This is a genomic window from Sporosarcina sp. P1 (assembly GCF_002743155.1).
GTDB lineage: Bacteria > Bacillota > Bacilli > Bacillales_A > Planococcaceae > Sporosarcina > Sporosarcina ureae_B.
The window spans coordinates 45,965-69,159 of sequence record NZ_PDYS01000012.1 but is presented as its reverse complement, the minus strand read 5'-3'; the positions used below and the strand labels follow the sequence as shown (position 1 = coordinate 69,159).

Annotated in this window: 26 protein-coding genes and 1 riboswitch; of the genes, 9 read left to right on the top strand and 17 right to left on the bottom strand. The window is 43.8% G+C overall.

Annotated features, from left to right (window positions below):
* Positions 1 to 80: 80 nt before the first annotated feature.
* Together CSV73_RS16515 and CSV73_RS12120 are read right to left on the bottom strand one after the other, a co-directional pair.
* Complete coding sequence (locus CSV73_RS16515) at positions 81 to 248, bottom strand: hypothetical protein (protein WP_157111248.1); 168 nt, start codon at positions 246 to 248, stop codon at positions 81 to 83.
* Between the two features lie 21 nt (positions 249 to 269).
* Positions 270 to 731: a hypothetical protein gene (locus tag CSV73_RS12120; protein WP_085132468.1), complete on the bottom strand. Its 462-nt coding sequence runs from the start codon at positions 729 to 731 to the stop codon at positions 270 to 272.
* Between the two features lie 276 nt (positions 732 to 1,007).
* On the opposite strand from CSV73_RS12120, the gene CSV73_RS12115 reads away from it, so the two are divergent.
* The 3 genes from CSV73_RS12115 (at position 1,008) to CSV73_RS12105 (ending at position 2,958) form a co-directional block, all read left to right on the top strand.
* On the top strand, positions 1,008 to 2,135 hold the full coding sequence (locus CSV73_RS12115) for a CAP domain-containing protein (RefSeq protein ID WP_085132467.1): 1,128 nt from the start codon (positions 1,008 to 1,010) through the stop codon (positions 2,133 to 2,135).
* A gap of 98 nt (positions 2,136 to 2,233) precedes the next feature.
* Positions 2,234 to 2,683 (top strand): hypothetical protein, encoded by a 450-nt coding sequence (locus tag CSV73_RS12110; RefSeq protein WP_099627716.1) that lies wholly within the window; start codon positions 2,234 to 2,236, stop codon positions 2,681 to 2,683.
* Positions 2,668 to 2,958, top strand: a complete 291-nt coding sequence (locus CSV73_RS12105; protein ID WP_099627715.1) for a DUF2653 family protein — start codon at positions 2,668 to 2,670, stop codon at positions 2,956 to 2,958. The genes CSV73_RS12110 and CSV73_RS12105 overlap by 16 nt, the downstream gene beginning before the upstream one ends.
* Positions 2,959 to 3,175: 217 nt before the next feature.
* On the opposite strand, the gene CSV73_RS12100 is transcribed toward CSV73_RS12105, so the two are convergent.
* Both CSV73_RS12100 and CSV73_RS12095 read right to left on the bottom strand, forming a co-directional pair.
* Positions 3,176 to 3,784: a superoxide dismutase family protein gene (locus CSV73_RS12100; RefSeq protein WP_085132464.1), complete on the bottom strand. Its 609-nt coding sequence runs from the start codon at positions 3,782 to 3,784 to the stop codon at positions 3,176 to 3,178.
* 442 nt (positions 3,785 to 4,226) lie between these two features.
* On the bottom strand, positions 4,227 to 4,907 hold the full coding sequence (locus CSV73_RS12095) for a phosphoribosylaminoimidazolesuccinocarboxamide synthase (protein ID WP_099627714.1): 681 nt from the start codon (positions 4,905 to 4,907) through the stop codon (positions 4,227 to 4,229).
* A 260-nt stretch (positions 4,908 to 5,167) separates the two neighbouring features.
* Positions 5,168 to 5,276, top strand: a riboswitch (TPP riboswitch).
* Between the two features lie 70 nt (positions 5,277 to 5,346).
* Between CSV73_RS12095 and CSV73_RS12090 the strand changes: the two genes are divergently transcribed.
* Genes CSV73_RS12090 through CSV73_RS12075 form a run of 4 tightly spaced genes read left to right on the top strand, consistent with a single transcriptional unit; the run spans position 5,347 to position 7,919 of the window.
* On the top strand, positions 5,347 to 5,946 hold the full coding sequence (locus CSV73_RS12090) for a thiamine phosphate synthase (RefSeq protein ID WP_099627713.1): 600 nt from the start codon (positions 5,347 to 5,349) through the stop codon (positions 5,944 to 5,946).
* Positions 5,930 to 6,136, top strand: a complete 207-nt coding sequence (gene thiS, locus CSV73_RS12085; RefSeq protein WP_085132461.1) for a sulfur carrier protein ThiS — start codon at positions 5,930 to 5,932, stop codon at positions 6,134 to 6,136. The genes CSV73_RS12090 and thiS overlap by 17 nt, the downstream gene beginning before the upstream one ends.
* Positions 6,133 to 6,906, top strand: a complete 774-nt coding sequence (locus tag CSV73_RS12080; RefSeq protein ID WP_099627712.1) for a thiazole synthase — start codon at positions 6,133 to 6,135, stop codon at positions 6,904 to 6,906. Before thiS ends, CSV73_RS12080 begins: the two co-directional genes overlap by 4 nt.
* Positions 6,903 to 7,919: a ThiF family adenylyltransferase gene (locus tag CSV73_RS12075; protein ID WP_085132459.1), complete on the top strand. Its 1,017-nt coding sequence runs from the start codon at positions 6,903 to 6,905 to the stop codon at positions 7,917 to 7,919. Before CSV73_RS12080 ends, CSV73_RS12075 begins: the two co-directional genes overlap by 4 nt.
* 487 nt (positions 7,920 to 8,406) lie before the next feature.
* Here the strand turns inward: CSV73_RS12075 and CSV73_RS12070 are convergent, their stop codons facing one another.
* The 4 genes from CSV73_RS12070 to CSV73_RS12055 all read right to left on the bottom strand — a co-directional run bounded on the left by CSV73_RS12070 (position 8,407) and on the right by CSV73_RS12055 (position 12,065).
* A complete protein-coding gene (locus tag CSV73_RS12070) occupies positions 8,407 to 9,099 on the bottom strand; it encodes an ABC transporter ATP-binding protein (RefSeq protein ID WP_099627711.1) in 693 nt (230 codons plus the stop codon).
* Positions 9,100 to 9,102: 3 nt separating this feature from the next.
* Positions 9,103 to 10,173, bottom strand: a complete 1,071-nt coding sequence (locus CSV73_RS12065) for an ABC transporter permease (protein ID WP_099627710.1) — start codon at positions 10,171 to 10,173, stop codon at positions 9,103 to 9,105.
* A gap of 16 nt (positions 10,174 to 10,189) precedes the next feature.
* Positions 10,190 to 11,482, bottom strand: a complete 1,293-nt coding sequence (locus CSV73_RS12060) for a globin-coupled sensor protein (RefSeq protein ID WP_099627709.1) — start codon at positions 11,480 to 11,482, stop codon at positions 10,190 to 10,192.
* Positions 11,483 to 11,618: 136 nt separating this feature from the next.
* Complete coding sequence (locus CSV73_RS12055) at positions 11,619 to 12,065, bottom strand: hypothetical protein (RefSeq protein WP_085132455.1); 447 nt, start codon at positions 12,063 to 12,065, stop codon at positions 11,619 to 11,621.
* A 128-nt stretch (positions 12,066 to 12,193) separates the two neighbouring features.
* Here CSV73_RS12055 and CSV73_RS12050 point away from each other — a divergent pair, with 128 nt between their 5' ends.
* Entirely contained in the window at positions 12,194 to 13,075 is an 882-nt protein-coding gene (locus CSV73_RS12050; protein ID WP_158232352.1) for a MerR family transcriptional regulator, read from the top strand.
* Here the strand turns inward: CSV73_RS12050 and CSV73_RS12045 are convergent.
* From CSV73_RS12045 to CSV73_RS12025, 5 genes are all read right to left on the bottom strand, one after another.
* The gene (locus CSV73_RS12045; RefSeq protein WP_158232351.1) at positions 13,072 to 14,475 is read right to left on the bottom strand and encodes a cryptochrome/photolyase family protein; all 1,404 of its coding nucleotides are present in this window, start codon (positions 14,473 to 14,475) and stop codon (positions 13,072 to 13,074) included. The genes CSV73_RS12050 and CSV73_RS12045 overlap by 4 nt on opposite strands.
* Positions 14,476 to 14,498: 23 nt before the next feature.
* The gene (locus CSV73_RS12040) at positions 14,499 to 16,238 is read right to left on the bottom strand and encodes a DUF2207 domain-containing protein (RefSeq protein ID WP_099627707.1); all 1,740 of its coding nucleotides are present in this window, start codon (positions 16,236 to 16,238) and stop codon (positions 14,499 to 14,501) included.
* Between the two features lie 91 nt (positions 16,239 to 16,329).
* Complete coding sequence (locus CSV73_RS12035) at positions 16,330 to 16,824, bottom strand: DUF1648 domain-containing protein (protein ID WP_099627706.1); 495 nt, start codon at positions 16,822 to 16,824, stop codon at positions 16,330 to 16,332.
* Positions 16,825 to 16,840: 16 nt separating this feature from the next.
* Complete coding sequence (locus CSV73_RS12030; protein WP_099627705.1) at positions 16,841 to 17,227, bottom strand: hypothetical protein; 387 nt, start codon at positions 17,225 to 17,227, stop codon at positions 16,841 to 16,843.
* Positions 17,228 to 17,309: 82 nt separating this feature from the next.
* A complete protein-coding gene (locus tag CSV73_RS12025; RefSeq protein WP_099627704.1) occupies positions 17,310 to 18,506 on the bottom strand; it encodes a class I SAM-dependent rRNA methyltransferase in 1,197 nt (398 codons plus the stop codon).
* Positions 18,507 to 18,791: 285 nt separating this feature from the next.
* Here CSV73_RS12025 and CSV73_RS12020 point away from each other — a divergent pair, with 285 nt between their 5' ends.
* On the top strand, positions 18,792 to 19,529 hold the full coding sequence (locus tag CSV73_RS12020; RefSeq protein WP_085132448.1) for an MBL fold metallo-hydrolase: 738 nt from the start codon (positions 18,792 to 18,794) through the stop codon (positions 19,527 to 19,529).
* Between the two features lie 194 nt (positions 19,530 to 19,723).
* Here CSV73_RS12020 and CSV73_RS12015 read toward each other — a convergent pair whose 3' ends face one another.
* The 4 genes from CSV73_RS12015 to liaF all read right to left on the bottom strand — a co-directional run bounded on the left by CSV73_RS12015 (position 19,724) and on the right by liaF (position 23,180).
* Positions 19,724 to 20,554 carry an undecaprenyl-diphosphate phosphatase gene (locus CSV73_RS12015; RefSeq protein ID WP_085133612.1) on the bottom strand — a complete coding sequence of 277 codons (831 nt, stop codon included), beginning with the start codon at positions 20,552 to 20,554 and terminating at the stop codon, positions 19,724 to 19,726.
* Positions 20,555 to 20,831: 277 nt separating this feature from the next.
* On the bottom strand, positions 20,832 to 21,464 hold the full coding sequence (locus CSV73_RS12010) for a response regulator (RefSeq protein WP_085132447.1): 633 nt from the start codon (positions 21,462 to 21,464) through the stop codon (positions 20,832 to 20,834).
* Positions 21,439 to 22,482 (bottom strand): sensor histidine kinase, encoded by a 1,044-nt coding sequence (locus tag CSV73_RS12005; protein ID WP_085132446.1) that lies wholly within the window; start codon positions 22,480 to 22,482, stop codon positions 21,439 to 21,441. The genes CSV73_RS12010 and CSV73_RS12005 overlap by 26 nt, the downstream gene beginning before the upstream one ends.
* Positions 22,479 to 23,180: a cell wall-active antibiotics response protein LiaF gene (gene liaF / locus CSV73_RS12000; protein WP_085132445.1), complete on the bottom strand. Its 702-nt coding sequence runs from the start codon at positions 23,178 to 23,180 to the stop codon at positions 22,479 to 22,481. The genes CSV73_RS12005 and liaF overlap by 4 nt, the downstream gene beginning before the upstream one ends.
* Positions 23,181 to 23,195 lie beyond the last annotated feature (15 nt).

The following is a 23,195-nucleotide window of genomic DNA, read 5'->3' as shown; positions in this document are numbered from 1 at the left end:
CGATGGTACTCGCATAACCACTAACTCCACACGATGAAAAACTGCCAGGAATAGTACATCCCTGGCAGTCATTCTACTTTTTATTGCCAGCCAAACGTACCGATTTCGGTATACGACTGGTTGTCCATTGATTGATGATTTTTTTGTGTAGGATTACTTTTGAAGGTAGCTTGCACCATTAACACGACGCCCACTACCGCCACAATCAACACCACGATCATCCAAATCGCAACTGTTTTACCCTTCATTCGATATCACCCCTGTAGCTGTTATTTCGTTTTGACGGAAAAGCCTTCTTCTTTCAAATAACTTGCCGCCTCACCGTAATCTCCGAAGCCCTCTTCTAAGTTGACTTCATGATAAATATTAAAGAAGCCATCTTCTTCAAGAAGCGTCAGCATTTGACCATTGGAATTTTGCCAAGTCTCTGCGATTGTTTCAGGTTCCTGCACCTCTGTCGCCAATCCTTCAATTGCCGCGCGGATCACTGCACGGAATTCATCCGCAGAGTAATCGCGTACATTGACTAGACCGCGGTCATCTGCTTCATAACCTTGAACATCTGCCACGTAGACAAATGCATTACCGTTCGGGTGCAAATGCTGCACGACTACCGTTTTATCATACAACGACTCTTCATAATGATAGTTCAAGCGTTTCATAGACACTTCTTTCTTCACTAACTCCGGGAACTCTTCTATAATCTGTTGTTTTTCTTCAAATGTTAACATATTTTTTCCTTCTTTCTAATGAAATTCATTCTTCATCTTGTTCGCCATTCCGTAATCAGGACAATCAATATGACGACTGCAAATGCGACTATATAAAACCAGGAAGGTACACTGCTCACGCCACCGAACATGCCATCCACTCCTTCCAAACTTCCATTCTTTTTTTAGTATACCCTTTTTCCTGCTACTCTGTAGGAAAATTTTCAACATTTCATAGTTACCACTGTATTGCTGAGGGTGAAACAGAGTATAATATGATGGAGGAGTGGGTTTCTTATGATAAAACGCCTGTTTCAGTTACTCTTTCTCGCAGTACTACTCTACGCCTTCAAGCCTTTATGGGAAGGCCCGGTATCGGAATACGTGGACTTATCGTTTCTCGAACCGCTTGATGCCAAAGTAGAATCCGTGCTGAACGAGGAAGTAGTTGGATCTGCGCTTGACTATACAAAAGAATCGATTGTCGATTTTATTACATTCGTTTCCGATAAAGCTGTCGGAAGCAGTCCCCCAGATGAAGTGGCCCAACCTGTGCTCGATGCACCGGCAACAGGCATTATTTCCATCCACAATATCGAAATTGGCACAACCGAAGCGCAAGTGAAGGAAAAGCTCGGTGAACCTATGCGAAAATCCGTCAATGAATATGGAACGGAATGGCTGACGTTCCATGACAATTATCAGAACTTCGTCATGTTGTCATACGATATCAAACGTCGCGTCAATGCGCTCTATACAAATGATCGCCTCATCGCTTCATCCATCGGCATCGAGTATGGTGTACCGAAAGCGGAAATACGTGAAGGTCTCGGCGAACCGATCTCTGAAATACGTAAAGGGACAAACATCTATAAGTTGCAAAATGATGAAGGCATGGATATCTTTCATTCCGACGGTCTCTATATCTACGTCTTTTATGATCTGCATAATGCGAATACCGTAACTGCAGTACAATTAATAGCCGATTCGCTAGAGCAAAAAAAGTCCGCGCTCTATGCCCCTCAAAACGATGCGATGCGTCAAGGCTTTGAGATGCAACTATTTGATTTGACGAATGCGGCAAGAGTTCGACATGGCCGCTCCATTTTAACATGGGACGAACTCGCATCCGAAACAGCCCGTCTGCATAGTACAGATATGGCAGTACAAGATTATTTCAGTCATGAAAACTTACAAGGCGAGTCCCCTTTCGACCGGATGAAAAAGCAAGGAGTAACGTTCGTCAGTGCGGGTGAAAATCTAGCTTACGGTCAATCAAGTAGTATTTTCGCACATGAAGGGCTCATGAATTCAAAAGGCCATAGAGAAAACATATTAATCCGTGACTACCAGTTCATTGGGATCGGTGTAGACTTTAATGACAAAGAACAGCCATTTTATACAGAAAACTTCTTCGCCAAGTAAGGGAATTTCCTTTCATTACGATCAGTTATCCAGTAAAATAAAGAGAAGGGCTTTGGTAAATCCAAGACCTTCATTACAGCACTAAAGGAGATTTTCAATTGAAAAAATTTGCTGCATTTTTCCTCGCTGCGACATTGATTTTGTCGCCAATCGGGAACATCATCTTCCAAGATGAAATTACTGCCGAAGCACGTGGCTATAAGTCCGGTAAGAAGAGTTTCAGTACACCAAATCGTGTGCAACCGAATAAAGCAGAAAAGAAACAAGACACCAATCAAAGTAATGATAAAGCAACAGCAGGTAACACAGCGAAGAAGCCAGGCGGAATGGGTGGCGGCTTGATGAAAGGTCTATTCGTCGGTGGACTTGCAGGTCTATTATTCGGTAGCTTGTTTGCGAATATGGGTATGCTCGGCTCCATTATGGGCTTGATGATTAACGTGTTAGCGATTGTCTTCATCATTTACATGGTTCGCAAGATTTTCGCGATCTTCAAAGAGAAAGAGCGTAAACGCAATGAGGATATGAATCAATGGAACAACAGATAATCTACGAACAAGACGTAGTGAATGCGGTTTGTGTCTTAATTGCAAAAGAGTCACGTGCAATGCCAGACGACGTGGAAGTCGAACTTGCTTACGATGACGACACTGGGTTTTCAGCAGATGCAGAGCTTAACGGCAAAATGCATCACTTGGACACCTCCCGTCTCGTCGAAGCGCTTCGCCTTTGGATTGAGCAGTATCTCGATCAAGATCCGATGGCAGCAGGCATTCAGCTAAAGCTGGATGATGAAGAAGGGATTATCGCGATCGTTCGATAATCAACAGGACGCCCCTTTCCGGGAGGGCGTTCTTTTTTTCGTCTGTGGGAATGAAGAGGCCGTTAGAAAGAAGGATGGTGATATGCATTATTCCATTTTATCATTAGGATTGAAACCCCTTGTAAATACAGATTATCCAGTTCTTATATATTTCGATTAAGACTTCGTCCACGCGAAAAAAGGATGCCCCACACCTCGGGACATCCTGCCTTACCTATTACTTCATATTCTCAGATGTAATCTCTGCACAAGCAAATGGTGTTCCTGAATTGCCTGCTGGATCGGTAATGTTATCATCTGCGCCTTCATGGATAATCAATGCACTTCCATCTTCATCCATTAACGAATTTTCTTTTCCAGACTCAAGCGTAACTGCATCTGTCGTCACAGTAACTTTTGCGTTACCTTCTTCATCCGCCACAAGATTCTCCAAATCTCCTGCGTGGTGTCCTTCTGGATTCTCTAATCCATGCTTTTTATCTGTTGGGTTGAAATGACCGCCAGCAGACTCTTTAAAGTCCGGTGCAGTACAGACGCCGGTTTCATGGAAGTGCATACCGTGTTCTCCTGGCTCAAGGCCGGATACATCGATATCCATTGCTACTCCAGATGGCCCTTGCGTTAGCGTTACAGAACCAATTTCTTCTCCATCCACATTTATAACCGGCGCCATCACTTCAGGCTCCACTGTCTCCTCTTCTACAACTGGATCACCCGTGCCGTTCACCGGTTCTTTTTCCTTTTCATTTCCTTCATCCGTAGCGCCCCCGCAAGCTGCCATCAATAACGCTGAGCTCAATGCAATACTTGATAATTTCCACATCATTAAATTCCTCCTTGTATAAGTTATGTAATTCATTGTTCATTACTGATTGGATAATGAACTCATAGTGTGTAGTGTACCCCATTTCTCAAAATTCTAACATGTATCTATCATTTTAAGAGCGGATCGCGGACTGGATAGAGCGGTTACCTCGTGACATTGAGCGTTTACCGCTGGACTTTGAGCGCTTTACGCCCGACATAGAGCGTTTACACAGACACATTGAGCGCTTAACGACAAACATAGAGCGCAACCGCTTCCCCCTTCCAACAAATAAATGAAAGCCGCAGACAGATTAAAGTTTCGCTGATAGAAAAGGCCCTTTCATTAGCTAGAATTCACTACCGCACACTGGTGAAAAAGCAAACTATGTATCGCCACACACACTGGTTGCCAGTATAGGAAACATAAAAAACCGGAAACATTTTTCGTTTCCGGTCAAGTTTTATGAGAATAATATCTTTTCTAATTCCATTGGTTCAATATATGTATCGCCTCGATAAACGCGCATATTGCCTCCTGAAATTTCATCGATCAACATGATGTTGCGCTCAGGATCGCGACCGAATTCCAATTTGATATCATATAGTTCTAAACCTTTTTCCGCCATCTCTTTTCGCACTACTTCAGAAATTTGCTTTGTTAATTCTTTAAGTGTCGCATATTCTTCATGCGTTAAAATGTGAAGTTGCGCCAAAGCATCTTCCGAAATAGGTGGATCTTGACGTTCATCGTCTTTCAGCGTCACTTCCACGTAAGCATCCAGTACTTGTCCTTCTTCAGCGTATGCACCGAATCTGCGCAAGAAACTTCCGACCGCACGGTATCGACAAATCACTTCTAATCCTTTACCAAAGACCGTAGCAGGCTTCACCGTCATCGTCACTTCATCCAGATCGGCATCGATGTAATGTGTCGGTACGTTTTGCTCCTCCAATTTCTCGAAAAAGTATTTCGTCATGCGAAGTCCAGACTTCCCGGCACCTTCAATCGTCAGGCCTACTGTGTTGGCACCTGGATCAAATACACCATCTTCCCCTGTTACATCATCCTTGAATTTCAATAGCACGTGGCCATCTTCCAAGCGGTAGACGTCTTTCGTTTTACCAGAATAGGTTAATTTCATCCGTACGATTCTCCTCTATTCATAAATGTGTACTACCTATTCAGTATAAAGCACTTTGACGAGAAGAAAAAGTATTGTTTGACAAAAGTTGATGGACGTCCAGGTCGTTTTCACAAAATAATCTTATACGTAGGATAATTAATACAAGTGAATTGAGGCAAATGAATAAAATAGTTTGGCGCAATCATCTTCTAGTTTTTATGAAGAAACTCTTTTCATTCTCACACACACATGATACGCTAGTTCTGAAAATGAAATATTTTGACCATTAGGGGAATCCTTTACAAGGACTGAGAAAAGAGTGTGGCTCTGAAACCCTTATTACCTGAACAGGTTAGCACCTGCGGAGGGAAGTGGCGAGTCGTTCCGTATGTATTTCTGTCGACACATCCACCACTTTCCGATTCGGGAAGTGGTTTTTTCTATTGGAGGGGCATGAATGAAATTACTTGGCGTGACCGATGACCGTCTTTCGCTTGATGAACTAACACTTCACTTGCAACAGACAATACCGTTTCTGGATGCTATGATCTTGCGTGAAAAGTCCAAGACAGATGAACAACTGATAGATGTGATTTCACGTCTTGCGAATTGTGGATTCCCACTTGAAAAGCTCATTATACATGCCAGACCTTACGTAGCCAGCAAGCTAAACCTTTCGAACGTACAGTTGCCGGGCTATGGCATGAGTGTACGGAATGCACGTCGGAAGTTTCCCGAGCTAACATTCGGCTGCTCGATTCATTCAATAGAAGAAGCAAAAAAAGCTACGACAGAAGGAGCAGATTGGCTCTTATACGGGCATGTTTTCGAAACAAAATCAAAACCTGGCCTACCAGCACGCGGTACCGACGAATTGTTTTCTATTGCGAAGTGGAGTTCGATTCCCGTATATGCAATCGGCGGAATTCAGCCACATCATTTGCCTGATTTGCAGCGAAACAACGTAGCAGGCGCGGCTGTATTATCCCCTATGCGGTCACTAAACGTTTTACAGAGTTATAGAAAAGGAGAGGCGTTTAATGGAGAAAATGATTGACCTGAACGGAAAGTCGTATTCAGTCGTTCCGGAAGTAAGGACGATTCAGCAGTTACTTGAGCATTTAGGACTTGGTGATCGTATTTTGATTGTGGAGAAAAACAAAGAAATTTTGCAAAAAGAGTACTACGATGCACCGATTATGGATCGAGACCAAATTGAAATCATACATTTTGTAGGAGGCGGATGAAGATGTTAAAAATTGCAGATAAAGAATTCTCTTCACGTTTATTATTAGGTACAGGGAAATACCCTTCATTTGATATACAAAAGCAGGCAGTCGCAGAATCGGAAGCAGACATCCTCACATTCGCGGTACGGCGCATGGATATTTTTGAAGCATCGCAGCCTAATTTTCTAGAGCAATTGGATTTAACTCGCTATACATTGCTTCCAAATACTGCAGGTGCAAGCACAGCAGAAGAAGCCGTACATATCGCGCGTCTCGCAAAAGCATCCGGACTTTGTGACATGGTAAAGGTTGAAATCATTGGGTGCAGCCGTTCATTGCTTCCAGACCCTGTAGAAACATTACGTGCTTCTGAAATGCTATTAGAGGAAGGCTTTATTGTATTGCCTTATACGTCAGACGATGTAGTACTCGCAAAAAGACTATGCGAATTAGGCGTTCATGCCATCATGCCGGGCGCTGCGCCAATCGGTTCAGGCAGAGGCATTCTGAACCCGCTGAATCTGTCATTCATCATTGAGCAGTCCAATGTCCCCGTGATCATCGATGCAGGCGTTGGCTCACCAAAAGACGCAGCATTCGCGATGGAGCTCGGAGCAGACGGTGTCTTGTTAAATACAGCAGTGTCAGAAGCGGCAAATCCTGTCATGATGGCAGCCGCAATGAAGATGGCGATTGAAGCGGGACGTCTCGGTTATAAGGCAGGACGTATGCCAGTACGTGACTATGGTGTAGCTAGCAGTCCCACTGAAGGACTTGTGACAAATTGATTGGTAAATATTCTCGGCAAGAGCTGTTTGCACCGATCGGACTGGTTGGGCAACAGCGTATTCGTGAAGCAAAAGTTTTCGTCTTAGGAGCGGGTGCACTCGGTTCTTCTGGAGCGGAGATGCTAGTCCGGGCAGGTGTCGGTGAACTGACGATTGTCGATCGCGATATTTTGGAATGGACCAATCTCCATAGACAGCAATTATATACGGAACAAGATGTCATCGATCAATTGCCAAAAGCAATTGCTGCGGAAAGCCGATTGCGCGCTATCAACAGCGATGTGAAAGTGCGTGGGATTGTAGCGGATGTGACGCCAGAAAACATCCTCGAATTATTCGAAGGCCATCAATTCATTCTCGACGGCACAGATAATATCGAAACTCGATTACTGGCAAATGACGCCGCATTACAACTGGGCATCCCTTTCTTCATGGGTGCTTGCGTCGGGAGCTACGGGCTGACGTTTCCTATTGGTGTAAAAGAAGGCTCACCCTGCTTGCATTGTCTGCTCGAAGCGTTACCGCCACAGTCATTGACATGCGATACAGTCGGCGTCATCTCGCCAATCGTCGTCACGACAGCCGCCCGTCAAACCGCCGAATTGCTGAAGTGTATAACGGGCGCGTCGATGGAACCGCGTCTAGAATCCGTCGATCTTTGGACAGGCGAACGTGCTGCAATGGACGTGCAAAGTATGAAGAAACCCAGTTGTCCAAGTTGCTCAGCCACTCCTGTCTACCCTTATCTGTCTGCCAATGAAGTCATTCGGACTGCCGTGCTGTGTGGACGCGACACTGTACAACTAACCTGGCCGAAGCACCGACAAGTGGAACTACTGCCATTCGCCGAATCGATTCGCGGTATTGTTTCTAATTTAAAGCAAAATCCCTATTTGGTTTCCTGTGAATACAACGATCATCGACTCGTATTATTCCGTGATGGCAGGATGTTGGTGCATGGAACGAAGGATATTATGGTAGCCCGGAAGATTATCTCCGGTTTATTGGGATAATGCTTGGGGTTTAGAGCGTTCGTGAATGGGCTATGAGCAGTTTGCACGTTTGATAGAGCGGATACCTCGTGGGATAGAGCGGTTACCCATGGACTATGAGCGAATAACACGTGTGATAGAGCGCTCACCCACGGGCTATGAGCGGATAACACGTTTGATAGAGCGCTTAACAAGTGGCATAGAGCACTCACCCACGGACTATGAGCGGATAACACGTGTGATAGAGCGCTTAACACGTGGCATAGAGCACTCACACATGGACTATGAGCGAATACCACGTGTGATAGAGCGCTTAACAAGTGGTATAGAGCACCCAGCCACGGACTATGAGCGCCTAACACGTGGCATAGAGCGCTTCCCCCCGTGTATAGATCACTCCCCCCAATTTCATGAGCATACCCAATAAATCCGCCAATAAAAAACGCTTCGGAAAGCCATAAATAGCCGTCCGAAGCGTTTATTTTTATTATTTACCGAGCTATTCAACTCACTCATTTAAATCCACCTCAGCCACACTCTCCAGCCTTAACACACCATCCGTCATCTTGTACACCTTATCCACGTACTTAATCAACCGCACGTCATGTGTCACGACAATGGTCGCTGTCTGATTGGTCTTCGTTTCATTACGCAATAACTCCATTACCTCGAACGCCCGATCCGAATCAAGTGAAGCGGTAGGCTCATCTGCCAAAAGAATTGCTGGCTTACTGAACAACGCTTTAGCAATCGCCACACGCTGCCGTTCACCACCCGATAAATCAGAAGGATAATTTTTGTGCAACTTGGTAATACCCAAATCCTCGTATAACTTACGTTGCTCGTCTTTCGACATATTGCCTCTCTTTACTTTATTCAGCAATTCAAGTTGCTCGTCGACAGTTAGAAACGGCACGAGGTTGGAAGCCTGCAATATAAATCCGATTTCCTGTAAACGGATTTTTGAACGTTGCTTTTCATTCAGTTGCGATAATTCTTTCCCGTTAATGATGACTTGGCCTTCGCTTGGAGATTGTAGACCGCCAGCCACTGTCAGGAACGTACTTTTTCCTGACCCTGATGGACCGATGACTGCCACCAATTCACCACGCTCAACTACGAAATTTGTCTCTTTCATCGCTTCGACTAACGTATTGCCTTCACCGAACGTCTTTTTTGTATTTCGTAATTCCAGTACCATCGTTTACCCTCCTATCGCTTCTAGCGGATCAATTCGGATAATCGTCCAAACCGAAATGACTGCTCCGAGAATTGCCACTACTATTAAGACCAAACCATAAATTATCATGGTAGGTATATCAAACATGATAGGAACTGCATTTGGCAGGAAGCTTCCCGCAAGCAACGTCAGACCGAACGCGAGGACTACCCCGATCAACGCAAGAATGAACGTCTGCGCGATTACTGATCTTGCCAAATAAGCACTGGAAATTCCTTGCGCCTTCATCAGACCGAACATGCTGATTTTTTGTACTGTCAATACGTACAGGAAAATCGCAACGATAGCAGCTGAAATGACGAATAGGAAGTAAATCATATACGTTAACGTCAAATTTTGCTCTGTATAACCTGGCAGATTCTCAATAAACGTTTCCGTTTCAATGATTTCCGTATTGTCAGGCAAGGAAAGTGTATCCCAGTCTTTGTCTTTGATGACAATCGCATTGACCATGTCTTTATTCATTGTATAGGCGTCTCCATATTTAATTTTCTGCATATCATTTAACTTCATATAGAGAATAGGCGATGCATTGAAACGAGCCTTTTCTGTAAAGCCGACAATTGTCAGTTCCGTATCAGATGAAGACAACTCGAGTGTGTCCCCGATTTTAAAGCCTTCATCTTTCAACACATCAGATGCCACGACACCGTTTTGAACATAAAATGTCGGGTCTCCTTCACTGACTTCCGGCTTGATGAACTCTTCTCTATCAATACCGAAGAGCATCACATTTTGCTTGGTGGCACCATTGTTTGCGATGGCACCCATTTGACTGACAACAGCCGTTTCTTTCGCATTCAACTCTTCGGCTACTTCCTTGTTAAGTGCCGATTCATACAAACTCTTATCAGATTCCTCTGTCAGTAAAACGGCATCGACTTTCCATGTATCGATCGCTTCTCTGTTCATGCTGGCTAATCCATTTGCCAGTCCGGATAGGAAGAACACGAGGAAAGACACCAATAGCAAAATCGATGTAATGAGTAAAAACCGTAATTTATTCTTTTTTATTTCGCTCCAGGCTAAAAACATGCAGACTCACTTCCTTTTATAGGACATTTATCGCTTCTTCCAACTCATAAGAAGTTGAAACGACTTCTTTCGATACATCGCCAATTGATGTAATGACGCCTTGCAAATTTTTCATATGATCTGAAAAATGCTGGATATCGTCAATCGTCAAATGAACCGTCTTTGTTATGTTCCGAAATGTTTCTCTAGTTGTTTCCGTTTCTTTCCTGCCCATATCCGCAAACTTCGTGACGGTATCTATCGCATCATGAACGGCTCGCGTCTTCGCCTTCGACTGCGCGACGAGTTGTGCAATATTTTCTGTCGAACGTTTCGTCTGATCAGCTAGATTTCGGACTTCATCCGCCACAACCGCGAAACCTTTTCCATGGACACCCGCACGTGCCGCTTCAATTGCAGAATTCAGTGCTAAGAGATTGGTCTGATCAGCTATATTTTTCACTAACTGAACGACTTCTTCAATTTGAATGGATGAACGATTCAGTTCTTCAATTAATGCCGCCATGCCTTGTGTTTCCTTAACGATCGTCTCCGAAGTGACCACCATCTGTGCCATCTGTTCGATTCCAGACTGCGCTTGATCTACTGAAGTTTCGGAACGGACAATACTTTCTTGAATTTTCCCTTCGAGTACGGTAGATTGCTCAATCAAATCGTTGACGACTGCATATGTTGACTCGGACTTCCCTTCAATCTCCAGCGCAATACTACCAATTTGTTGCTTGACGCTATTTTTCACTTGTTGCTGATTTGCATGAATTGCGTCATTCGTACTCTTTTCGAATGCCTCAAGAACCAACTGCTTTTCGAAATTCAAAATCTTACTTAACGCCACAATCATTTCATGCTCTTCTGCACGATCTAATTCTAAATCAAATAATATATCGAGCATCGTTGAATGCAAGTTTTGAAAAGCCGCGATATACCATTTAGGTTCCAAACCAATGCGTAAATGAGCACCAGCTACTTTACGTCGATTGATCAAATAGGCTTCATTAATCACACCGTCGAATAATCCCGCGAGATGTATAGCTAGCGTCTTACGTAAATAATCGGTTGTACTGTACTTTTTAATCATTTGAGACAATGTAGGAACGGCTATCACACTAGAATAAAATGCTTCTACAATTTCATCCATCCGGTCGTTCATCGGGCCTTTTAACGCACGTAAAAGTTGTAAATCTCGCTCACTTAATTGAATAGCATCTAACTGCAATTGAATCTCTTTAGTAGGTACTTGCAAGTTGATAGGAACAGCGGAAATAGGTCGGACTAGTGATGGGGTTTTGCGTTTTTTCGTACTCCACATATTGGAATTCTCCTTTTCTTCCACTGACACGAACAAGCTGCTGGCTTCTAGGTTGTTAATACTTTGTACAATGTTTAGTTTACTTGATTATACATAGATCTACCCATAAACACTAGAATAATTGATGGGTATAGACTTATTTTATACTTTTTGATTTCTTGCTGATCAAAACTCCTACGAAGAAACCATAGACAGCGTGTCCGACCATCCACCAGAACAAGGAAACCATATTCGTGACAGGGGGCGTACGATCAGAAAAAGAAGTTGTCGGATACAATAATAATCCGATGGCTAAATTCACTAGAAAAGGGAACAATATCGCATGATTACGAATGAAACCACTACTCTTATCATACAGAATCACCAATATGATACAGAGAACAATTGAAACAATTAGATGGAAAAACACTTCAATCACTTCTGGAAATGCATACTCTTTTACGATAGGTATGTAATCAACATTCAATAACAAAGTATATACTTTGTGACCTGTAATTGACTGCATAAATTTTAAGAACATAGCGAGAAAAACACCAGTTAAGAGGCCAATCCATATACCTTGTACAATATATTTAGTTTTCATCTAGACACCTTCCTACACTGTAAAAATAATAGATTTGACTTAACTCGTCAAATCTATGTATAATGTTAGACATGTAGAATCGGGCGATATTGGATCGCTACTTATAGTATAAAGAAAGGTTGATCACTTTGAAGCCATCATCTGAAGCCCCTACGTATACAATTAAACAGGTTGCAGATCAAACAGGCTTGTCGCGGCAAGTTTTGAGGAAGTGGGAAGAACGTTATGACATCGTTATTCCACAGCGACTAGATAATGGCTATCGAATTTATCACGACGAGGATATCCGGTTATTTTTGCTGATGAAACGTTACGCAGAAGATGGTTTTGCGCTATCGCAAGCAGCCGAAATGGCGAAATCCCAGAAAAACTCCACACTTCCATTGAATCCAGAAAATACGTATGTAGAGGATACATTGAGCGACTTATTGCGCCACGGTAAAAATTGTGATGAACTAGAATTAAACTTCTCCTTGCAAGCCGCCTATCATAGATTAGGACTTGAACATTATCTTCAGCAAATCGTCATTCCATTTTTGCAGGAAGTAGGCGATCTCTGGGCAAGTGGTGAATGGGACGAATATCAAGAAGCCTTGTCGAGTCTGGTTGTACGCGATCAACTCGTCCAGCTACGGCGCAACTTCCAATACCGAGAAGACTCGCCCATACTGCTTGGCGCTTGCCTCCCTAATGAATCACATGAAATTCCGGTGCATATTTTTTTACTGCAACTGATGCTAAAAGGTTGGCGTACAGCGATGATTGGATCATCGCCGGCTCCGGGCGCGATCCAGTCTCTTATAGAAAAGATCAAGCCTGTCAAAGTGTTGCTGTCGGCATCCACTACGTTTCCATTTGAAGAGAATCCACAGATGATACAAGAGTTAGACGAGTTTGCAGGCCAACATCCTCATACCGAATTTTATCTAGGTGGATACGGAGCGTTCATTTGGGCTGACCGGCTGAATTTACAACATATTCATCTGCTTGAATCTATCGATGAAATTTAAGAATTTTTACATGTATCATACGCTGCCAATGCACGGGCACGGGCAGCTTGGTGGTCCACAATCGGAGCCGGATAGGATGTACCAATCGTTACTCCTGCTGATTCCAAGACATCATTCGGTGCTTCTGCCGGTTGAAATACATACTTTACTGGCATGTCCGTCAACTCGGGCAGCCATTTTTTTATATACCGCGCCTCTTCATCAAATTTCTTGGCCTGAAGGATTGGGTTAAACACTCTAAAGTACGGCGAAGCATCAAAACCGCTGCCCGCCACCCATTGCCATCCCATCGCGTTGTTCGCTAGATCCAAATCCACCAGCGTCTCTTCAAACCACTCCATACCTTCACGCCAGTCGATCAATAAATGTTTAATCAAAAAGGAAGCTACGACCATTCGCACACGGTTATGCATATAGCCTGTTTCCCATAATTCACGCATTCCGGCATCGACTAACGGATAACCGGTACGTCCTGTTTTCCAAGCCTCCAGCTGATCATCAGCTAGTTGCCACGGAAATTTTTCAAACTCTGGTCGCACAGGTTTCGTCAACATCTCTGGAAAGTACAGTAGCTGGTAATTATCGAAATCCCGCCACGCCAATTGGCGAATAAACGCTTCCACTTGTTGATCACCGACGTCTTCCGCTGCAGCTAACGCGCCGTGCCATAGCGAACGTACGCTTACATTCCCCCAAGCCAAGTAAGGCGACATTCGTGAAACACTAGATTGGGCGGGGAGATCCCGTCCTACTAAATAATCGTACAAGCCACAGTCTCGGAACGTTTCCCAACACTTCATCGCGGCTCTTTCTCCAGGTTGCCAATGATTTGCGAGCTTGTCATACCAACGAACATCCGATAACAAACCCCATTCATCGGAAGGCAATGACTGAAGTTCAGCAGTAGACGGCATGAGTTCAGGAGTCGCGAGCGGTGTCGCTATCAGTTCTTGTCGCAGTCGCTTCCAAAACGGTGTAAATACTTTATACGGCTGATTGGTTTTATTAAAGATGGCATCAGGCGCAACGAGTAATGACCCTTGGAATGAACGCACTTGAACACGTCTTTCCTCACAAGCCTCCGCTACTATACGTTCTGCTTCCCGGCTTTCGGGATCATATAATTCATTGAACACAAGCTGATCGGCTTCGCTTTCATCTAGCAACTTCATCAGCTGTTCGACAGGTTGCCCTTGACGCACCACGAACTGAATTTGTTGCTTCGCAAAGCGTTCGATTATTTCCAGCAAGCTGTGATGCAGCCACCAATCGGATGCTGCATAGCGCGTTTCCGGCAAAATGAAAACGGGCAACACTTCACCATGCGCTGCCGCCTCCACCAATGCGGGATGATCATGCAAACGTAAATCTTTTCGGAACCAAACTATTGTTTTACCCACTCTATTCACTCCTTTTACTTATCTTAAAACGCACCCGATCCACCGCCTCCACCACCTGTTCCACCTCCACTGCTACTGCTACTGCTACTGTCACTACTCGGAGCGTTGTTCGATACATTGGTCGATGCTTGATTGAAAGAACCTGTTAGGAATATAGGATTGTAGACTACACCGCCATAATAGGAATTTCCGTACTGTGCGTCTGTCGTATCCTGTCGATGTCTTTCATCATCACGAGTGCGATGTTGATCAAGCTGATTTTGGACACTGACGAAGTCCTTGTAATACGCGTCCAGTTCAGGATGCTTCACGCCTACTCCATAAATCAACACACGGAATCGATCATCAAGCGATAAGCCTTCCCATTTCTTCGTATCCAGTTCCTTCATCCATTGATCTACTCGCTCCCACTCAAGTTTGAGCAAAGTCCCTTCATAATTATTCGGACTGTAAAACAATGCGAATCCAAATGCACCTAACGTCAAAATCCCTACTAGAACTAGTTGCAAATATAACGCATAATAGATAAAAAAGATGGCCAATCCAATTCCAAGTGTACCAATTAGACTTAGGATTACGCGTTCTTTTGTAGTCTTGGCCTTCACTTTGTATTCATTCAATTCTGCTTTTAAAAGATCTTTCCACATGATAAATTTCTTATCAAATGCTTCATAATTCTTCTCTTCTTTCGTGTAACTTTTCAACTTGCCCAATGTGAACTTTTGATCCTGGCCGATTTGGAAAAATAGCAGCTGAATTAATTGCTTCTCGTGTTCTAATTTTACGTTCGCATCGACCAATTCAAACTCCTCATCGGATAGTTGTTTCACATTCCCTTTACGAACGAGATCAAGCAATGCGGCGGACATTAGCTCGATGGAAGCTGCTCCATTCTTGAAAAGAAGTACAGCCGGTAAGCTCATATCATTCGTGGGAACGTAAAAGCCATTCGACTCCATTTGATAGTGCGCTTCCTTCCTATAGCTTTTCCTTCTCGCATTCGCGAAAAAGCCAATCAAACCGACTCCAAAAACTCCCGCTGCTGCACTAACACTACCCACAGCACCTACAATCTTTTGACTCTCAATGAATTTCTCATGTAGCATAGCTACCATTTCCTGATCTTTTTTGACCGTAGGGCGAATGTCGGCATCTACCGCGGTCATGGCTGGAAATAAAGACGGTTCATAGATCACGCGAATATCACCATTGTTTCCCGCATGGACTTTTCCCAATGAAAATACGACCGTTCCATTCGCTTGTACTTTCCCTGTCTCTTCCGCACTGTCATAGCCGATGAACATTACGTCAGACGCTTTACTAGGAGGGATGATGGTAATCGTCATATTGCCATAATCCGTTTCATTACGACGATCAAAAAATGGCCAATAGAACTGCGCGCCATCTGTATATTTTTCCATTCCATTTCTAATCGTGTACTGCAAATCAAAGACTATGACTTCGCTATCTCCTTTGCGGTGTACACGATATTCCGTGTCACGCTTCTCAATCTCTAACTGTTTACCCTTTTCAGAGGCTTTAAAGTCTTCAATTGAAGCTTCATTTTTCGGTTGCATTTCTCGAATAATTCCGTTAAATCCACTGTCAAAATCATACGTGTGCTGCTCGTTAACCTGAACGGTACCATCCGCTTCCAACTGCGCGTTGATTTTTACGTCCGAAATGCTGAAATCTACTGCCCCAGCCGTTGTCGGCAGAACAAAGAAGGCTAGTAAAGAGACAAATAACAGTTTCCATTTCATAAAAAATCACCTCTTATCAGAAGTATACGATAAGAGGTGATCAATAGATTCGTTTATTGGCAGAATGTTAGGAATACATTTTAGGCATTTTCTATAACTTTAGTACTTTATACAAATAGACACCCATCGAACCAAATAATAGTGCAAGTATCGTGATGAGCAAAGGCATGTTCAATGATCCGATTCGAGCCAAAGCGATATCGATCGACTGCCATATGAGAAAGACAAATAGTAGTGTCGAAATGTTTTTCATGACATTCATGAATAGCACGCCATAGCGGTACTGGATTTCTACGTTATCAGGACGCAAATTCAAGTAGTTATACGTATGCGGATACTTCTCCAGCTTCCACATCCCTACCCACATAACGATACCAATGACTGGTAACAGCAGTAATTCCATTCTCGAACCGTAACGGTCCACTTCCCCATTCGCTCCAAAATGCGCAGGAATACGATCCGGCAATTGATTCCACTGCAACAATAAATAGACGAGAACAGCAGCGAATAAAGCGATAACCAACACATCGAACGCTTTTGCAACAGCAGGTTTCTCTATGTCTAGCTTCGGTTTTTTCGTCTCCATACTCTCGCCACCTAACTTATGATTCCGTTGCGCTCGTCATTTCAAATACATCAAAGACGTTCTCTTTAATATTGAGCGACATGATCTTGCCTTGTTTCTCATAGAAATGAATGGATCCTCTGCGGTCTTCCAGCATCTCCGTCCAGCCCCATTCTTCGATCGTACGCAAATAATGATCTGGCGGATTGCCTTCCGAGTCACCGATGCCTTTCAACTTATACTTCGCCGATTTAGTAATTTCCCCTACGCAATCCTCCGCTTTCACTTCATAAGCTTCTTTTGGAACAGGGAACCCTTGATTGATGATCGCCATGCGGTAGCCGTCTTCCCCGCTATACACATTGGAACAGCCAGTTAGTACCAAGACAGACAGCACAGCCAACAGCGCAAGTACTCGCTTCATATGTTTACCTCCCGTTTCACGACTTCATTGAATCCATCGTACTAGGAAATATTGACATTGTCACTCTACTTTTTGTGACGAATTAACGCAACTTCTGCACAATAACCACTTTTAAATAATTAAATTCAGGATAATCACGCGGCGTACGGAAGTCTCTTGGTAATGACGATTCTTCGAGTACTTTATAGCGCATATCCGTCTCTTTGAACGCTTGCTCAATGAAGCCTTTGAACTTCTTCATACTAAAGCTCGCGTTATTTGTGGAAGCTACGATAATACCGTTCTTCTCCGTAACCGCAATCGCTTCTTTCATCAGCATAGGATAATCCTTCGCTGTACTAAACGTATACTTCTTCGAACGCGCAAAGCTCGGCGGGTCCAGTACAACTAGTCCGAATTTCATGTCATGACGCTTGGCATAACGGAAATAGTCAAAGACATCCATCACTTTAATATCCTGCTGCTCGTAATCGATACCGTTGACACTGAACTGCTCGATTGTCTTCGCGACACTACGCTTCGCCAAATCCACATTCGTCGTTTTCTTCGCGCCACCTAAAATAGCAGCAACCGAAAACGCTCCTGTATAAGAGAACGTATTCAACACTTCGCGACCTTCCGCATAGTTGTCGCGAATCGCCTCACGTACATCGCGCTGATCAAGGAAAACTCCCGTCATCGCACCATCATTCAAATCAATCGCAAAGTTCATGCCATTTTCCTTGACGATGATCGGAAAATCTCCAGGCGTCCCTTGAACGAAATCATCCTGTTCCACATACTGCCCTTGTGAATCAAAACGCTTCTTCTCGTAAACCGCTTTGTAACCCCCACGCTTATCCAACACGTTATACACGTGATGACGGAACGCATAAATCCCTTCACTATACCAGCTGACCATATAATAGCCATCGAAATAATCGATCGTCACGCCACCAATTCCGTCGCCTTCTCCATTAAACAAACGGAAAGCCGTCGTATTCGGATCTTTCATATACGCGTCACGACGCTCAAACGCAGTCGCCATTTTCTGATCGAAGAAATCAAAGTCAATCTCTTCTCTCTCATTCGAAGTCAGCACCCAGCCAATTCCTTTATTTTGAATTCCATAATAACCTGTAGCCAAATATTTATGATAACGATCCGTCAGACGAATCAAACTACCTTCCTTCGCCTGAATCTCACTACTCATCACAGCATCCTTCAAAATCAAAGGATACCCCTTCTTCAAAGCCACCGTGCCCTGTGCATTTAACTGTATTTCAACTAATTTACTCATATCGTCATCCTCAAAGTGTATTTTCTCTATTATCGCATGGATGAACCAAAAGTGAAAGCGGCTCGACAGGATCGGCAGGCATAAGACGGGCTGGACTTGAGGCGCCTTTTGCCTCACGACCGGCACGGCTTATGACCCGAGATCCTAGCCGCTTGAACTAGATGAACCAAAAGTGAAAGGTGGCGCTTAGAGTCGGCACCTCAAAAAAAAATACCTACTTTACGACTTTTCCTCACCCTTCACTTACAATAAAAGTATGTAAATAACCAAACAGGAGGAATTCACATGAACATCATCCCTTTAGGCATCTGGGGCGGCTACCCAAAAGCAAACAGCGCCACCTCTTCATTTCTCATCGAACACGAAGGATTCCATTGCCTGTTCGACTGCGGAAGTGGCGTACTATCTTCCCTGCAAAATCATATCGCACTGGAACAGCTCGACGCGGTCGTCATCAGCCACTATCACGCAGATCACATCGCAGACATAGGAAGCTTGCAATATAGCCGGTTGATTCAGTACTACCTTGGACACCCTTCCCCACCACTACCTATTTACGGGCACGCGCAGGACGAGGAACAGTTTGCGAAGTTGACGTATAAAGAGCAAACACAAGGTATCGAAATTCAAGAAAATCAATCCGTCCAAATCGGCCCATTTACCGTAACATTTTGTCCAACTATCCATCCCGTCTACTGCCTAGCCATGAAGTTCACAGTAGGAGGCAAGTCTGCGGTTTTCACTGCCGATACGGAATGGTCGGACAAGCTCGTGGCATTCTCGCAACATGCCGACATCGTATTCTGCGAGGCCAATCTATACGAAGAACACCTCGACAAATCACCGGGTCACCTAGCAGGTAGCCAAGCAGGTGCACTTGCACAGCAAGCCGAAGTCGGGCAACTCGTCCTCACCCATCTGCCACCTCACGGGAATATCCATGAGATTTTGAACGAAGCAGAGAAAACGTTCAGTGGTTTGGTGGAAATTGCAGAAGTAGGAAAAAGGTATACAGTAATTTAAAGCCGGAACAGTAAACTGGTGAGTATGAAGGGATTGCAACTTCAGATAGGGGATGCTTCCCCATGGGCTCAAGCCATGCCCGCAGGAAAGCGTCCCCTCCGAAGCGCAAATCCCCTCCCCTATCCCCGTCAACCTATCCTATTTCATTCCACAAAAAACGACCTCTGCAAATTCTGCAAAGGTCGTCTAACTTCTTATAAAAACACAATCATTGCCAAGATCGCTGCCAGCACAATACGATAAATTGCAAACGGCATCAACTTGACCTTCGAAATCAACTTCAAGAAGAAGCGAATCGAAATCAGCGCGAATACAAACGCACTCAAGAAACCAACCACATAGAATCCTATGTCATCCATCGACATATACTCCCAGTTCTTCAACACCGACACAAGACTCGCACCCATCATAATTGGAACCGCCATGATGAACGTAAAGTCAGCAGCCGTCCGGTGATTCATCCCAAATAACACACCGCCGGAAATCGTCGCACCCGAACGTGAAAACCCTGGCCACAATGACAAACACTGAACCAATCCCACTGTAAATGCCTGTTTATATGTAATCTGATCCAGCGTCTGTACACGTGGATTTTTCGGTCCAAATTTATCCGCTGCAATCATTAACACCGCACCTGCAACTAGCGCAAAAATAACCGTTTCTACACCGAATAAATAATCATCAATTAAATCTTTCAGTGCAAAACCTAAAATAACAGCCGGCAACATACCAACGATTACGTGTAGCAAATTGAAACGCTCGCTCATCTTGACATCGCTATCTACTTTATACAAACCGACTAAACTAAATAACCGTTTCCAAAACACAACGACTACAGCCAAGATCGAACCGAGCTGAATCACTATTTTAAATGTAATCGCGGGATATTTCCCAAGGAATTCTTCCGTCTTCAGCCACATATCATCGACAATAATCAAATGACCCGTCGAAGAAACAGGCGCGAATTCCGTCATACCTTCTACAAACCCTAAAATTAGCGCTTTTATTAAATCAAATAATTCCATATGACTCTCTTTCCGCGAAGGTTTCCCTTCTGCTATTCTATTTTCTTTTACCCAGTCTACCATGACGTAACAAATAGTGGATAAGTTTCCGGCGGAATATTTTTTATCCACATGTGCATACTTTTTCGTTTTTGCATAAAACTGAATACTTATACACATAGTACGTGGATAGATTGTGGAGAAGTCCGTGACTTCAGACTATTCTAATTAAAAATGCTGTTTATCCACAGTTTTATCGTCTATCTACTACTATGTTGAAATTTTTACTAATAGACTATCAAACCGTTAATTTGTTTTGAAACGCATAAATAACCGCTTGAGTGCGGTCTTGGACTTCCAATTTGGATAATACATTACTGACATGGGTCTTAACCGTTTTTAACGCAATGAATAGCTCATCCGCAATTTCCTGATTAGATTTACCTTTGGCCAATAATAATAATACTTCTAGCTCACGATCAGTTAAATCTTCATGCAAGGCATGTGTCTGGGCACCGCGCATTTTTGTCATCATTTTAGATGTCACTTCGGGCTCGAGTACCGTTTGCCCTTGCATAGTTTCCCTAATAGCATCCGCCACCCGCTTTGCGTTGGACGTTTTTAAAATATAACTGACAGCACCTGCTTCAAGTGCGGGGTATAATTTATCGTCATCGAGGAAACTCGTGACGATGATGACCTTCGCTTCCGGCCAGTTAGCGATAATCGCAGCCGTCGCCTCGGCGCCATTCATGACAGGCATGACCATGTCCATCAAAATAATATCCGGACGCAAATCCAGCGCTTTCTCAACGCCTATCTGACCATTTTCCGCCTCCGCAATCACTTCGATATCCGGTTGCATTTGCAAATACGTCGATACGCCAATGCGCACCATTTCATGATCATCTACCAACAGCACTCGAATCATCCGCCAGCTCCCCTTTCAAAATCGGTAATTTCACTTCTATGATCGTTCCTTGAGAAGGTACCGAGACAATCTTACAACTGCCACCGATCTCAATCGCACGTTCCTTCACATTCTGCAGACCATAAGATCCACCTTTGCCATCATCCTGCTTAAATCCAACGCCATTGTCTTGCACGCGCAAAATCGCCAATCCATCACGTTCGATTAATAAAATTTCTACTTCCGTCGCCTGTGCATGACGAAGTGTATTCGACAATGTTTCTTGTGCAATCCGGAATAAATGATCTTCCGCACCTTTAGATAGCTCGATATCTTCTAATCGATGTGTAATATCAAACGTCACTTTTTCCTGCAATTCACTCAGTAACTCTTCGAGACCTTTCGCAAGCGTTTGATTATGCAATGCTGCCGGACGTAAATGAAGAAGTAAAGCTCGCATTTCTAATTGCGCTTGTTGAACCATTCTTTCTACTTGCAATAACGGCTTGCTTATCGGACCTTCTTCCGCTTGTTCCGCAAGTGCCGACAATAACATAGACGCCGCGAACAATTGCTGGGACACAGAGTCATGCAGTTCTCTCGCCAATCTTTGGCGTTCTTGAATGATCCGTTCCTGAATGATTTTATCTTGTGTCTCGACACGCTCATCAGTAATCTTACGCAAACTGTTCCGCTGTGCTTCGAGTACTTCATAAAGCTGTTCAATGGAACGATTCGTCTGTTTTTTCATTTTATTTGAGCTCGTAAATTCCTGTTTAGCATATAAATGCTGCAGTTTTCCGGTAATGATATTTTCTTTCATCCTACTGTTCAAGCTGACCCAGCTAGCAATTCCTAAACCGATGATGAAAATTGTTGTGAACAACCAAACGAGCAACGGCATATCCGCCGCTTCTGTATCGAGTAGCAACCTTTGATATTCCGCAATCGATACATCAATGAACAAATAGAAAAAGACCGCGACGATCAAACTAAACATCAACGTCAAGAAAATGGTGCGACCAATGATTGCCTTCATTTTCTACGCACCTCCACATCGCCGATCCAAGTAAATACCGAAATAATCAACTCGGGATCATTCGGCCGCTTTGTTTCATAGCCATCATGTTCTTGTAAGGTTTCATTGAACAATTGCTTTTGGGCCTTGCCTAAAATATTTGCTTCACCGTACAGCGTGGCATAATGAATTCGCACTGGGATATCATAAGGTAGTTCAATACGCACTTTACCAAAAATTTGCCGAACCGAAATAAACGAAGCCCCTTTAGGCAATACCGTATCCGTCACATCGACATGCACGTCACCGAAAAACCCTTGCATATGAATATCTTCCCACTCATACGTCGCGAACGGAGTCGATTGGATCGAAAATAAGCGGTTTCTCCACATACCTTGCGATCGTCTAACTCGAGGCTTTTGTAAATCACCAAACACTTCACTAGCCGGTATGCCTTTCCATAGCTTCATTATAATATACAAGACAATGGCTAAAATCAGCAGCCGCACACTCCATAATGTCAGAAGTGCAATTACGATAAAGACAATTCCTGTGATCGCTGTCCATTTCCCACGTTTTCGATAACCGTAATCGAGAAATCCCCAACCGAGAAGGAGGAAGATGAAATTACCGTTTGAAAACACCATGGATTCGACGAAAGCAATCGTCAAAAGAGCAAGCACATATACCGAAACTTTAGTAGAATCCTTCTTAGCCATTCCATACTCTCCCTT

What these genes read in the sequence shown, in the direction of transcription:
- CSV73_RS16515 (WP_157111248.1), bottom strand. Translation starts at nt 248, where the DNA reads ATGAAGGGTAAAACAGTTGCGATTTGGATGATCGTGGTGTTGATTGTG.
- CSV73_RS12120 (WP_085132468.1), bottom strand. Translation starts at nt 731, where the DNA reads ATGTTAACATTTGAAGAAAAACAACAGATTATAGAAGAGTTCCCGGAG.
- CSV73_RS12115 (WP_085132467.1), top strand. Translation starts at nt 1,008, where the DNA reads ATGATAAAACGCCTGTTTCAGTTACTCTTTCTCGCAGTACTACTCTAC.
- CSV73_RS12105 (WP_099627715.1), top strand. Translation starts at nt 2,668, where the DNA reads ATGGAACAACAGATAATCTACGAACAAGACGTAGTGAATGCGGTTTGT.
- CSV73_RS12100 (WP_085132464.1), bottom strand. Translation starts at nt 3,784, where the DNA reads ATGATGTGGAAATTATCAAGTATTGCATTGAGCTCAGCGTTATTGATG.
- CSV73_RS12095 (WP_099627714.1), bottom strand. Translation starts at nt 4,907, where the DNA reads ATGAAATTAACCTATTCTGGTAAAACGAAAGACGTCTACCGCTTGGAA.
- CSV73_RS12090 (WP_099627713.1), top strand. Translation starts at nt 5,347, where the DNA reads ATGAAATTACTTGGCGTGACCGATGACCGTCTTTCGCTTGATGAACTA.
- thiS (WP_085132461.1), top strand. Translation starts at nt 5,930, where the DNA reads ATGGAGAAAATGATTGACCTGAACGGAAAGTCGTATTCAGTCGTTCCG.
- CSV73_RS12080 (WP_099627712.1), top strand. Translation starts at nt 6,133, where the DNA reads ATGAAGATGTTAAAAATTGCAGATAAAGAATTCTCTTCACGTTTATTA.
- CSV73_RS12070 (WP_099627711.1), bottom strand. Translation starts at nt 9,099, where the DNA reads ATGGTACTGGAATTACGAAATACAAAAAAGACGTTCGGTGAAGGCAAT.
- CSV73_RS12065 (WP_099627710.1), bottom strand. Translation starts at nt 10,173, where the DNA reads ATGTTTTTAGCCTGGAGCGAAATAAAAAAGAATAAATTACGGTTTTTA.
- CSV73_RS12060 (WP_099627709.1), bottom strand. Translation starts at nt 11,482, where the DNA reads ATGTGGAGTACGAAAAAACGCAAAACCCCATCACTAGTCCGACCTATT.
- CSV73_RS12055 (WP_085132455.1), bottom strand. Translation starts at nt 12,065, where the DNA reads ATGAAAACTAAATATATTGTACAAGGTATATGGATTGGCCTCTTAACT.
- CSV73_RS12040 (WP_099627707.1), bottom strand. Translation starts at nt 16,238, where the DNA reads ATGAAATGGAAACTGTTATTTGTCTCTTTACTAGCCTTCTTTGTTCTG.
- CSV73_RS12035 (WP_099627706.1), bottom strand. Translation starts at nt 16,824, where the DNA reads ATGGAGACGAAAAAACCGAAGCTAGACATAGAGAAACCTGCTGTTGCA.
- CSV73_RS12030 (WP_099627705.1), bottom strand. Translation starts at nt 17,227, where the DNA reads ATGAAGCGAGTACTTGCGCTGTTGGCTGTGCTGTCTGTCTTGGTACTA.
- CSV73_RS12025 (WP_099627704.1), bottom strand. Translation starts at nt 18,506, where the DNA reads ATGAGTAAATTAGTTGAAATACAGTTAAATGCACAGGGCACGGTGGCT.
- CSV73_RS12020 (WP_085132448.1), top strand. Translation starts at nt 18,792, where the DNA reads ATGAACATCATCCCTTTAGGCATCTGGGGCGGCTACCCAAAAGCAAAC.
- CSV73_RS12015 (WP_085133612.1), bottom strand. Translation starts at nt 20,554, where the DNA reads ATGGAATTATTTGATTTAATAAAAGCGCTAATTTTAGGGTTTGTAGAA.
- CSV73_RS12010 (WP_085132447.1), bottom strand. Translation starts at nt 21,464, where the DNA reads ATGATTCGAGTGCTGTTGGTAGATGATCATGAAATGGTGCGCATTGGC.
- CSV73_RS12005 (WP_085132446.1), bottom strand. Translation starts at nt 22,482, where the DNA reads ATGAAGGCAATCATTGGTCGCACCATTTTCTTGACGTTGATGTTTAGT.
- liaF (WP_085132445.1), bottom strand. Translation starts at nt 23,180, where the DNA reads ATGGCTAAGAAGGATTCTACTAAAGTTTCGGTATATGTGCTTGCTCTT.